This is a genomic window from Pectinatus haikarae (genome assembly GCF_015732185.1).
GTDB classification, from domain to species: domain Bacteria; phylum Bacillota; class Negativicutes; order Selenomonadales; family Selenomonadaceae; genus Pectinatus; species Pectinatus haikarae.
This window is the reverse complement of the sequence record NZ_WIQM01000014.1, coordinates 184367-197348: the sequence shown is the minus strand read 5'-3', so window position 1 is coordinate 197348 and position 12982 is coordinate 184367. Positions and strand designations below refer to the sequence as shown.

The window sequence follows — 12982 nt, the reverse complement described above, 5'->3', positions numbered from 1 at the left end:
GACGTCGGAAAGAGCCATAATAATGCAGGGCAGAATTATTATGAAAAGCCTTCTGACGAAAAATTGAAGCGGACGCTGACGCCGGAACAATATGCGGTCACACAGTCATGCGGAACAGAACCGCCGTTTAATAATGAATATTGGAACAGTCATAAAAAAGGCATATATGTGGATATCGTGACAGGCGAACCGTTGTTCAGCTCTGCTGATAAATATGATTCGGGTACAGGCTGGCCAAGCTTTACCAGACCGATAGAGGAAAACGCTGTTGACGAACGTGCAGACAGAAGCCTTTCTGCGGAGCGAAGAGAGGTCATCAGCCGGCAGGGCGGCAGCCATCTCGGACATGTGTTTGCTGATGGACCGCAGGAACACGGCGGTCTCAGATATTGCATGAACAGCGCTGCATTGAAATTTATTCCTGTTGAAGAGATGCAGGAAAAAGGATATGGCAGATATATCAAAATGATATGAGCATCTGTTTGACACGATTTTTTTTTAATGATATCATACATTTGCTTCAATAAGAAATAAATAGTTATCAAGGAGGAACATTATTCTGGTTAAAGAAAAGATAACTGATACAGCATATCATGGCGGGACACAGGCGCGCAGGCAGTCCACTGAAATAGGCATTATGACGCATCAGACAAAGGCACTGCAGGAACTGCCTGATAAAGATGCAATATTGATAATAGCTTTTGGCACGACACAGGAACAGGCTCGGAAGGCTGCAATTGAGAATATAGCGGCTAAAATAAGAGCCGCATATGATGGAGAAAAAATAGTTGTTGCGTTTACATCACATATTGTTATACGCCGGATAAAAGAAAGGGAAGGAATTCTTTATGACACGCCGGAAGAAGCACTGGAAAAACTTTTAAAGGAAAGGTTTACCAGAGTCGCTGTCATAACACTTGATATCATTCCCGGAATTGAATATGCATATAAGCAGAAGGTATTTGAGCTTTATAAAGAAAAATTTAAAAAGATAACGCTGGCAGTACCGCTTTTATATTGGATGGGGCAGAAAACGCATGCCGATGATGTTAAGAATGTTTTTCAGGAATTTTTTGCGGAGCAGAAAATTTATTCCAAGAATTTTGATGCTGTTCTGGTTTTTGCGCACGGAACACTGCACCCGGCAAATGCTTATTATTCTGTAATTCAGGACAGACTTGAACGACTGTGGAAAAATCACGCATATATATATACGGTGGATGGTTATCCTGATTTGGATGCGGTTATTCCCAAGCTGAAGGAAAAAGGTCATAAAAAAATCTTACTTATTCCGTTCATGATAGTGGCGGGGGAACATGTTTGCCAGGATATGGCCGGTGAAAGCGGTAACTCGCACAAGGCAATTCTTGAAAAAGAAGGGTTTGAAGTAAAGACGCATCTTCATGGTTTGGGAGAAAGTGAAGCTATATGCAAATTTTTTCTGAAAAGAGCGGAAGAAGCATATAACGGGCTGTCAGTCCCTGCAAAATTTTTATAAAGGAGCCATCATGGAAGAGAATAGAATGCATGCCATTTTAATTGAACCGGAAAAAGAACCGGAAATACTGCTTTTGCCGACAGAAGGACTGAAACATGAGGAAGCAATACGGGATGTACTTGAAGGAAACTATGGGGCGATAGAATTTTTTAAGATACAGGAGGGAATATCTTTATTCATTCTGATAAACGATCTCAGTATAGTGCTTGGGATGAAACCTAACCGTCGTTTCCCTTCACCTGATGAAAAGCATATTATATTTGGCAAAGCCATATTCATAGCAGCCTATAACGGTGAAAGCGCAGATACAGAAGGAACATTAGACATGCCTGAGAAAATGTGCAGGATTTTCATAGAGCAGATCAAACAAAATTTCAGTGCATGTGATGGTTCGGAAAAGCCTGATGATGAAGATAAAATTTATTATGATAATAAGGGCCAGGAAAATGAAAAAGCCTTTTACTGGCAGGAAATAAAAAAACCGGTTCATCCGGGGCGTAGTATTGCTGCCGGAAGGGTTAATTTTTACGGACAGGAAGATCATGAGATTATGGAAATAAATGATCGCTTCTTTAAGAAGGTTACAGCCGGCGTTAAAGCAAAAAAAATTAAATGTGTAAAATAAAAATCGCGCAGACAATATTGATGTATCCATTATTATTGATAATAGATATAAATGGAGACTTAATTCAGACGGCGTTTTGATGCCGCCTGAATAGTAGTCAAAATTATCCAGGGTCTTAACCGCTCTTTACTTACCGCTTGCAGAAGCGGGAGTCTTAGAGCGGGTTAGTATCGGATAAATTTTTTTAGAAGGGTCTTTAAATGGAGCAGTCAAATATTCGTATAATTTATATTTTTATTGATCTCATTCTCCCGCTTATGATTGGGTATCTGCTGCATCAAAAAAAGTGGATGAGCATGGAAACCTGCAATATGCTTCTTAAAGTCAATATCAGGGTCGTCGCCACAATCTTGGCACTTGGAAGTTTTTGGCTTATGGATATTGGTGCAGACTTTTTGATTATACCGATATACGGTATCGTTGTTTGTCTTATTCCGGGATTTTTATCGTACCCATTGACTAAACACATCAAAAATCCCCGTTCCGAAGGAGCTTTTCTGCTCACAGGCTATCTTTCCAATATTGGTACTCTTATTGGACTTTGCGGATTTGTCCTGTATGGTGAAATGGGGTTTGCTTATGTACAGGCAGTTGCCATTTTTCAAAATGTATTCACTCTCTTGGTCTGCATCCCAATGGCCGGTTATTATCACCAGCTTTCCAGATCCCGTTCAGCAAATATACATTTTCGCCCGCAATGGAGAGACATTCTTGTCAGCTGGAACCAATTGGCATTGATAGGAGTAATAATCGGTTTTTTTCTCTCGTTATTTCATGTGCCGCGTCCGGATATCTTTTCTCCTGTTTTCGATTCACTGGTTCATATAGGCGCATGGATTGGTATGCTGCCAATCGGTTTTCTTATTAAATTTTCCTCACTGAAAATTTATTTACGGGAAGCGATTATGATGCTGCCGATAAAATTTATAATTTTACCTTTTATGGCATATTTAGTTTTTTTCTGGATCAGCGATAATAAGATGTTTGTAAATACAATGACATTGATCAGTGCCGCACCTGCTGCAATAAATTCAATTGCTATAAGTCAGCTTTATAAATTGAATACGAATATATCGACTGCTATATTCATGGTTACTACGGCGATTTTTTTTGTTGTCGTTTTTCCGGTTTTTTATCTATTTGTTTATAATGGTTGATCATAAGGCAATAAAAAGGAAAGCAACGGGTATTAACCTGGATATATTTACGAAATTTGAAAATATTATAGCTGTATGGAGGAATAAATATGTCAAGTGCAGCACAAAGAGCAGAATTGCAATCTAAAATCTGGAAAATAGCGAACGATGTCCGTGGTTCTGTAGATGGATGGGATTTTAAACAATATGTTTTAGGAACACTTTTTTATCGTTTTATCAGTGAAAACTTTTCTAATTATATTGAAGGTGGAGACGAAAGCGTCAAGTATGCAGAACTTGATGATAATATCATAATTAAAGAAATCAAAGAGGATGCAATCAAAACCAAGGGTTATTTTATATACCCAAGTCAATTATTTTCTAAAATTGCCCAAACTGCCAATACAAATGAGAGCTTAAATACCGAATTAAAAGGTATATTTGATGCTATCGAAAGCTCGGCAAATGGTTATCCCTCTGAATTAGATATCAAAGGTCTATTCGCTGATTTTGACACAACAAGCAACAGATTGGGAAATACAGTAAAAGATAAAAACAATCGTTTAGCCGCTGTCATCAAAGGCGTTGCTGAACTTGATTTTGGTAAGTTTGAAGATAACCAGATTGACCTCTTTGGCGATGCTTACGAGTATTTAATTTCTAATTATGCTGCCAATGCAGGTAAATCAGGAGGCGAATTTTTTACCCCTCAGAGTGTTTCTAAACTCATCGCTCGATTAGCAATCCACAAGCAAACGACAATCAATAAGATTTATGACCCGGCAGCCGGTTCCGGTTCGCTTTTGTTACAAGCGAAAAAACAATTTGATGCTCATATCATTGAAGACGGTTTTTTTGGGCAGGAAATCAATCATACAACATATAATCTTGCCCGTATGAATATGTTTTTACATAATGTCAATTACGACAAATTTAATATTGCGTTAGGAGATACTTTAAGAAACCCCCAATATGGCAACGAGAAGCCTTTTGATGCCATTGTATCCAATCCACCATATTCTATTAAATGGATTGGCAGTGAGGATCCGACCCTTATCAACGATGATCGTTTTGCACCGGCCGGTGTACTGGCACCAAAGTCTAAAGCAGATTTTGCCTTTGTGCTTCATGCACTGAGCTATCTTTCCGGCAAAGGGCGTGCGGTTATCGTTTGCTTCCCAGGTATCTTTTACCGTGGCGGCGCAGAACAAAAAATCAGACAATATTTGATCGACAATAACTTTGTAGAAACGGTTATTTCTCTCGCACCAAACTTGTTTTTTGGTACGTCAATCGCCGTTAATATTTTGGTCCTTTCAAAGCACAAAAGCGATACGAAAACACAGTTTATTGATGCCAGCGGCGAAGACTTTTTCAAAAAAGAGACCAATAACAACATTTTAACAGAAGATCATATTGAAAAAATACTGGAAATGTTTGACCGCAAAGAAGATGTTGACTATGTGGCAAAGTCAGTCGATAAGGATAAAATTGCTGAAGAAAATTATAATCTTTCTGTAAGCTCTTATGTAGAGGCAAAGGACACAAGAGAAGTAATTGATATCAACGTGTTAAACGCAGAAATCAAAACAACAGTAGCAAAAATTGATAAGCTTCGTGCTGAGATTGATGAGATTATTGCAGAAATCGAGGTGAGGTAAATGAGCAAATTGGAGGAACTTATCAATGAGCTTTGCCCCAATGGGGTGGAGTTTGTTGATTTGGGATCAATCTGTCAATCCACTTACAACATTAAATGGGGCGAACAAGATTCTGATTTTCAATATATTGACTTAACTTCTGTTGATCGTGTAGAACATCGAATAATCGAGACCACTACAATCGATGCTTCAAGTGCTCCAAGCAGAGCACAGCAAATAGTACAGGTTGATGACGTTATATTCGCTACAACTCGCCCCACTTTACAGAGATTTTGCTCGATACCAAAAGAATTTGATGGTCAGATATGTAGTACTGGCTTTTGTATTTTGCGGCCAATCACAAATAAAATTACACCACATTATATTTACCATATCATTAGCACAACTGATTTCCAAACGTATGTTGAAGCAATGCAAAAGGGAGCTAGTTATCCAGCTATTACAGGAAAAGAAGTCAAGTTATTTCGCATTCCCCTTCCCCCACTACCTGTGCAAGAAGAAATTGTCCGTATTTTGGACAATTTCACAGAGCTTACAGCGGAACTTACAGCGGAACTTACAGCGAGAAAACAACAATATCAGTATTATAGTACTTTACTATTCGATCATGCGAAAACGAATGGCGTTAGTTCTATAAAAGAGGTCTGCTATATTGAAAAAGGTAAAACCCCCATTCAAAAAGCTATCCCCGGTGAGTACCCTATGGTGGTCACCACAACTGAAAGGAAATCTTGTGATTCATATCAGTTTGATGCTAAGGCAGTGTGTATTCCGTTAGTATCATCAAGGGGGCATGGTGTTGCAAGTTTAAATCATGTATATTATCAAGAAGGAAAATTTGCGTTAGGAAATATACTATGTGCTCTAATTATAAAAAACGAAACAGAGGTTTTATCCAAATATTTGTATTATTACTTTGAACAGACTAAAGATTATACATTGGTTCCATTGATGAAGGGTGGCGCTAATGTTGCTTTGCATATGAACGATATTGAAAAGTTAAAAATCCCTCTACCACCTCTAGCCGAGCAACAACGCATCGTGGACATCCTCGACCGCTTTGATACCCTTTGCAATGATATCTCAAACGGTCTACCTGCCGAGATAAAAGCACGGCAACACCAGTACGAATATTACCGTGATAAGCTGCTTACCTTTCCAAGGGTTGAATTAGAGGTGTAGTATGAGGAAAACTTTAAATGAAATCGCACAGGATCTAAAAAATAATCACAAAAAAGTTCAATTGATTTATGCCTTTAACGGAACAGGTAAAACAAGGCTTTCCAGAGAGTTTAAAGAATTGGTTGCACCTAAAAGCGATACAGAAACAGAGGATACGGGGCTAGCTAGTAAGAAAATCATTTACTATAATGCTTTTACCGAGGATTTGTTCTATTGGGACAATGATTTAACAAATGATATTGAACCGAAGCTAATTATACAACCCAACATTTTCACAAAATGGATTTTTGAAGACCAAGGGCAAGATGGTCGTATCATTGAAAATTTCCAACATTACACCGATGCTAAATTAACTCCACATTTTAATGCATCGTACACCATTGAGGACAGCGGGAGAGAAAGAAGAATACCAGCTTTTACAGAAGTAACTTTTTCCTATGAACGAGGTAACGACGAGCGTTCAGATAATATTAAAATTTCCAAAGGTGAAGAAAGCTGTTTTGTTTGGAGTGTTTTTTATTCACTGCTTGAACAAGTTGTTGATGTTTTAAATGTTCCCGATGCAAGCGAAAGGGAGACACATCAGTTTGACCATTTAGAATATATATTTATAGATGACCCCGTAAGCTCATTAGATGATAACCACTTGATAGAACTGGCAGTAAATTTGGCGCAGCTGATAAAAAATAGTAAGTCTGACCTGAAGTTCCTTATTACCACCCACAATCCTCTCTTTTATAACGTACTACATAATGAGTTCAAGAAGGCGGCGTTTAAAAAATACTTTCTAAAAAAAGATGAAGATGGTCAATATAACTTAGAGTCTCAAAGTAACGATGCCCCATTTTCCTATCATCTATTTCTAAAAGCAGAGATTGAAAAAGCGATTAAAACAGGACAAGTTCAAAAGTATCATTTTAATTTTCTTAGAAACATTTTGGAAAAAACTTCAACATTTTTGGGCTACGAAAACTGGGGTGAAATTTTACCTAAAACAGCAGATGGTAAAACCGATCCCTACGAGAGTAGAATTATTAATATTTCCAGCCATTCCAAGCACTCAGCTGAAGAGATTGTACAATTAACAGAGAATGACAAAAGAGTTTTGGCATTCTTATTAAAGGAAATTAAGAAGAATCACAAATTTCATAATTGGGAGGGAGATATATGACGGATTATAAACCTATTGCTGAATCGAATAACTTTATTGTTTTAGATAAATATGAAAAATATTCACTTGTACGTGAAGTAGCTGCAGTTTATCAGACAGAGTCATCTCTTGAGAGAGAATTTATACAAGATTTAGTTAGTCAAGGGTATGAGTATTTACCCAAACTAACAACACTTACGACAATGCTTGAGAATGTACGAGTGCAGCTGCAAATACTTAATGATGTGGTGTTTAGTGATGAAGAATGGAAAAGGTTCTGCGAAGAATACTTGGATAAACCAAGTGATACCCATATTGACAAAACACGTAAAGTTCATAACGATTATATCTATGACTTTGTTTTTGACGATGGACATATTCAAAACATTTATCTGGTGAACAAAAAAGATATCGCCAAAAATAAGCTGCAAGTAATTTCACAATTTGAACAAACAGGAACCCATGCAAACCGATACGATGTTACCGTTTTGGTCAATGGCCTTCCTTTGGTTCAAGTGGAATTAAAGAAACGTGGAATTGCCATCAAAGAAGCGTTTAATCAAGTAAATAGGTACAGCAAAGAGAGTTTTAATTCGGAAAACTCTCTGTTTAAGTATCTGCAGCTCTTCGTAATCTCCAACGGAACAGATAGCCGCTATTTTGCTAACACTACGAAACGAGATAAAAACAGTTTTGATTTTACGATGAACTGGGCAAAGTCAGACAATACCTTGATTAAAGATTTGAAGGATTTTACCGCAACCTTCTTTCAAAAAAATACATTGCTCAGTGTGCTGCTGCACTATTCTGTTTTTGATATCAGCGACAATTTACTTATTATGCGCCCGTATCAGATTGCTGCAACTGAAAGAATTTTGTGGAAGATTAAAAGTTCATACTACGCCAAAAAATGGCGAACGAATGAAAGCGGCGGGTATATCTGGCATACCACCGGCAGCGGTAAAACGCTTACAAGCTTTAAAGCCGCACGGCTTGCTACTGAACTAGATTTCATAGACAAAGTGTTTTTTGTAGTAGACAGAAAGGATTTGGATTATCAGACGATGAAGGAATATCAGCGTTTTTCGCCTGATAGTGTGAATGGTTCTGAAAATACCGCAGGGCTAAAACGCAACATTGAAAAAGATGATAATAAAATCATTGTAACTACGATTCAAAAACTAAATAATCTGATTAAAAACGAAGCAGATTTACCCATCTACAAGAAGCAAGTCGTTTTCATTTTTGACGAGGCGCATCGCTCACAGTTTGGCGAAGCTCAAAAAAACATTCATAAGAAGTTTAAGCAATATTACCAGTTTGGATTTACCGGCACTCCTATCTTTCCCGAAAACGCTCTTGGTGCTGAAACTACGGCTTCAGTGTTTGGGCGTGAATTACATTCCTATGTTATCACTGATGCAATCAGAGATGAAAAGGTGCTTAAATTCAAAGTAGATTATAACGATGTTCGCCCTAAGTTCAAATTAATTGAAATGGAGCGAGATGAGAAAAAGCTGACCGCCGCCGAAACAAAAGAAGCGTTACTTCATCCTGAAAGAATCAAAGAGATTTCTCAGTACATTCTTAATAATTTCAGGGTAAAGACCCATCGTTCCCATGCTGGGGCAAAAGGATTTAATGCCATGCTTGCTGTAAGTAGTGTTGACGCAGCAAAGCTTTACTATGAGTCGTTAAACAGCTTGCAAAAGGAAGGCGAAAAACCTTTAAAAATTGCAACCATTTTTTCTTTTGCCGCCAACGAAGAGCAAAATGCAATTGGTGAAATCGTTAATGAAACATTTGAGCCCACAGCCATGGATAGCAGCGCAAAGGAGTTCCTAACTTACGCTATCAGTAATTATAATGCTATGTTTAAAACTAATTTTGGAGTGGAGAGCAAAGAGTTTCAAAACTATTATCGTGACCTTGCAAACCGAGTTAGAAGGCAGGAAATTGATCTTTTAATTGTGGTAGGAATGTTTTTAACAGGTTTTGATGCCCCAACTTTGAACACACTATTTGTCGACAAAAACCTTCGTTACCATGGCTTGATTCAAGCATTTTCAAGAACCAACCGCATATACGACTCAACAAAGACTTTTGGGAACATTGTTACCTTTAGGGATTTGGAAAAAGCAACTGTTGACGCCATTACGCTCTTTGGAGATACAAATACAAAAAATGTTGTGTTGGAAAAAAGCTATAAAGAGTATATGCAAGGTTTTACCGACATTACCACTGGTGAAGCCCGTCGCGGCTATGTAGAAGTGGTCAAGGAGTTAAGCACACGTTTTCCTAATATTGATAAAATCGTAACTGAAAAGGATAAAAAAGACTTTTCTAAGCTATTTGGAGAGTATTTGCGAGTTGAGAACATACTACAAAACTATGATGAGTTTGCGAGTTTGAAAGCTTTGCAATCGGTTAATTTAGAAGACCCTCAAGCCGTTGAAACATTCAAAGCTACCCGCTATGTAAGCGATGAAGAAATCGCCGCTATGCAAGAAATAGCAATGCCGGAAGAAAGAACAATTCAAGATTATCGTTCCACCTATAATGATATTCGTGACTGGCTCCGCAGGGAAAGCGCCGGGAAGCAAAAGGAAACATCTTCGGTTGATTGGGATGATGTTGTCTTTGAGGTTGATCTTTTAAAATCACAAGAGATAAATCTGGATTATATTCTAGAACTGATATTTGAGAAAAATAAAAAATCACAAGACAAAGAAACCTTGGTGGAAGATGTTCGTCGTTTGATTCGCTCCAGTGTAGGTAATCGTGCAAAAGAAAGTTTGATGGTCGATTTTATTAATCAAACAGACTTAGATAAATTTTCAGACAAGGTAAGTATCATAGATGCCTTTTTCTCGTTTGCTCAAGCTGAACAAAAACGAGAGGCGGAAGAATTAATTCATGCCGAAGAGCTTAACCAAGATGCCGCAAAGCGGTACCTCCTCACTTCATTAAAAAAAGAATACGCCAGCGAAAACGGAACAGAACTAAATGAAGTACTTCCTAAAATGAGCCCACTTAACCCTAAATATTTAATGAAAAAACAAACCGTTTTTCAAAAAATATCTGCTTTTATAGAAAAATTTAAAGGTGTGGGTGGCATATTGTAAGCTAACTGTGGCGACTTTGTTACAACAAGTAGTCATCCTTTTTATCTCTCCAACTCCTTAAGCGTGATGATACTTTCGTGGCATTCATCATGCTTTTTCTTTGCCTGCTACGACCAAGGCATTGACTGGAAGCTATGACAATAGAACGGCAGAAACTTACCCAGCGTTTGGGCAAGCTGAAGCAGGAAATCCGTCCTAAAAGACACTATGTTGAATGCCGACCGCTTTCTGGCAGTTATGGACAGGTACAGGTACATCTATATTCAGAAGCTGACCCCCAAAAATTGTACGTGAGTTTGTCGAGAAGATCGTAGTACATGAATGTTCCGAGCCGTGAAAGAAGAAAAACTGTACCCAAGACGATATCTATTTCAACTTTGTGGGCAAGGTTTAGGCTAAGAGAAAAGCCGTAGGACTTAAAATCCTACGGCAACTATTAAAACCTGCAAACGTCATTATTGCCACAGGGGCATTAATGCGGCATCTGTTTTTTCTCAAACTGTTTTATGATCGGCTTTTTCCTCATGGCAGCTGCAACAACCGCACGAAGATGATTTTCCTTCACTGCAGCAGGAACTTTCTCCCTTGAAAAAATTACGGTATATATGGTAGAGTCCGTACAGAAAAGCCGCCAGCAGTAAAGCTGATATAACATACGTTGATATTGTTCCTGTGAGTGTCATTGTCAAATCCTCCTGTAATTAATCAAATCCCAATAATTTTCCGCCCTGGTAAACCAGAAGCGAGACTATCCAGGCGGCCGCAAAAGTATAAAGAGCCGCAAAGGCAACCCATTTCCATTTACCGGTTTCTTTTTTTATAGTTCCTAGTGCCGTGACACAAGGTGTATAAAGCTGGGAAAATATCATGAAGCTTAATGCAGAAAGTGCAGTAAATGCTCCGCCCATGCTGCCTATAAGCTGTGATGCTGTTTCTGCGGCATCAGATGCTTCGGTTGAAACACCGCTTACTCCGTAAATAATACCCATTGTCGAAACGACAGATTCCTTTGCCAAAATACCCGTAACGATTGCGGCACCACTTTCCCAGCTGGAAAAACCGTGAAGAGTAAATAAGGCAGACATTGCGGAGCCGACTGATGCCAATAAGCTTTGATCCATGTCTTCTGTGGGGCCGCTCAAATTGTAATTGCTCAAAAACCAAATGAGTATAGACATTGAAAATATAATAGTTCCAGCTTTTATCAGATACCCCTTGCCCTTGTCCCAAGTTTCCAGAAGCACGGTTTTCATATCTGGCATGCGATATGGAGGCAATTCCAGAAAGAAGCTGGAACGTTCGTTTTTAAAAGTTGTAAAACTCAATACTTTTGCCATGACGATAGCCATGACAAGTCCGGCGATATACATGGAGAATACCACATTCACGGCATTATCGGGAAAAAACATTGCAGCGAACAAAGCCATAATGGGGAGTTTTGCACTGCAAGTTAAAAATGGTGTAATAAGGATTGATATCAGTCTGTCTTTTTCCGAATCGAGTGCACGTGCGCCCATAATAGCAGGAACACCACAGCCAAAACCCATGACTAAAGGCATTATGCCCTTGCCTGTAAGTCCTGCCCGCCGCATAATCGGATCCATGACAAAAGCGATACGTGCCATATAGCCAGTGCCGTCAAGAAAACTCAGACAGAAAAACAGTGTGAAAATAAGCGGTACAAAGGCAATTACGGAACCCATACCATTAATTATCCCATCGGATATCAGTGAATCAAGCCACGGGGCGACCTGCAATGATTCCAAACCGCCGGCTACCCATGGAGAGAGTGTGTCACTGATAAAATCACCCAAGGCATCCTGCAGTGGTTTGCCCACCCAGGTAAAAGAAATGGAAAAGACCAGATAAAGTATCACTAAGAGTAAAGGAAGCGCCAAAAAACCATTGGCAAGAATGCGGTCGAGATGTTCTGAAAAATTCTTTTTGGGATCATTTCTCACCAGAACATCAGCAGAGATCTTATCTATTAATTCATAGCGAAGAGAAATGATTTTTTCCTCTTTTAACTCGTCATTCAAATCACCGGTACGTACAGCTTCAACAGTTTTGATATGATTTTCGATAAGTTCACTGTTTTTATAATTGTTCATTACTGTAGAAGTAAATATATCCAGTAACTTCCGTGTACTTTTATTGCTCCTGCCCACTGTTTCCACTACCGGCATACCGAGAGCTTCTGAAAGCTTCTTGGAAGAAATTTTGAGACCATGTGCAGCCGCTTCGTCCATCATGTTAAGATCGATGAGAACCGGGATGCGATGTTCCAAGAGTTGGAGCGTCAAAAAAAGATTGCGTTCTATATTTGAAGAATCGACCACATCTACCACGATATCGGGGCCTTCATTAAGCAGATAATCGATTACTATCTGTTCTTCCGGTGAGCGCGCATTTATACTATATGTCCCTGGCAGATCGACTATGGAAATTGCCCTGTTGTCGTGACTGACATATCCCATTTTTTTATCTACTGTAACTCCGGGCCAATTGCCTATTTTCTGACGTGCGCCCGTCAATTCATTGAATATTGTAGATTTGCCCGTGTTCGGATTTCCTGTTAAGGCTACAGATAATGTTGACATCTAAT

Annotated in this window: 10 protein-coding genes; 8 read left to right on the top strand and 2 right to left on the bottom strand. The window is 38.8% G+C overall.

Going from position 1 to position 12982, the window contains the following annotated elements; translation table 11 throughout:
* From msrB to I6758_RS09270, 8 genes are all read left to right on the top strand, one after another.
* A partial coding sequence (gene msrB, locus I6758_RS09305) for a peptide-methionine (R)-S-oxide reductase MsrB (RefSeq protein WP_269140344.1) occupies window positions 1–474 on the top strand: 474 nt, incomplete at its 5' end.
* 163 nt (window positions 475–637) lie between these two features.
* Window positions 638–1498, top strand: a complete 861-nt coding sequence (locus I6758_RS09300) for a sirohydrochlorin cobaltochelatase (protein WP_196604986.1) — start codon at window positions 638–640, stop codon at window positions 1496–1498.
* Window positions 1499–1508: 10 nt separating this feature from the next.
* On the top strand, window positions 1509–2123 hold the full coding sequence (locus tag I6758_RS09295) for a hypothetical protein (RefSeq protein ID WP_196604985.1): 615 nt from the start codon (window positions 1509–1511) through the stop codon (window positions 2121–2123).
* Window positions 2124–2323: 200 nt separating this feature from the next.
* The gene (locus I6758_RS09290; RefSeq protein ID WP_196604984.1) at window positions 2324–3280 is read left to right on the top strand and encodes an AEC family transporter; all 957 of its coding nucleotides are present in this window, start codon (window positions 2324–2326) and stop codon (window positions 3278–3280) included.
* Window positions 3281–3369: 89 nt separating this feature from the next.
* Window positions 3370–4920: a type I restriction-modification system subunit M gene (locus tag I6758_RS09285; protein ID WP_196604983.1), complete on the top strand. Its 1551-nt coding sequence runs from the start codon at window positions 3370–3372 to the stop codon at window positions 4918–4920.
* Window positions 4921–6102 (top strand): restriction endonuclease subunit S, encoded by a 1182-nt coding sequence (locus I6758_RS09280; RefSeq protein ID WP_196604982.1) that lies wholly within the window; start codon window positions 4921–4923, stop codon window positions 6100–6102.
* A gap of 1 nt (window position 6103) precedes the next feature.
* Window positions 6104–7273 carry an AAA family ATPase gene (locus I6758_RS09275; protein ID WP_196604981.1) on the top strand — a complete coding sequence of 390 codons (1170 nt, stop codon included), beginning with the start codon at window positions 6104–6106 and terminating at the stop codon, window positions 7271–7273.
* A complete protein-coding gene (locus I6758_RS09270) occupies window positions 7270–10377 on the top strand; it encodes a type I restriction endonuclease subunit R (RefSeq protein WP_196604980.1) in 3108 nt (1035 codons plus the stop codon). The genes I6758_RS09275 and I6758_RS09270 overlap by 4 nt, the downstream gene beginning before the upstream one ends.
* 494 nt (window positions 10378–10871) lie before the next feature.
* Here the strand turns inward: I6758_RS09270 and I6758_RS09265 are convergent, their stop codons facing one another.
* Both I6758_RS09265 and feoB read right to left on the bottom strand, forming a co-directional pair.
* The gene (locus tag I6758_RS09265) at window positions 10872–11060 is read right to left on the bottom strand and encodes a hypothetical protein (RefSeq protein ID WP_196604979.1); all 189 of its coding nucleotides are present in this window, start codon (window positions 11058–11060) and stop codon (window positions 10872–10874) included.
* An 18-nt stretch (window positions 11061–11078) separates the two neighbouring features.
* Complete coding sequence (feoB, locus tag I6758_RS09260; RefSeq protein WP_196604978.1) at window positions 11079–12977, bottom strand: ferrous iron transport protein B; 1899 nt, start codon at window positions 12975–12977, stop codon at window positions 11079–11081.
* Window positions 12978–12982: the final 5 nt, after the last annotated feature.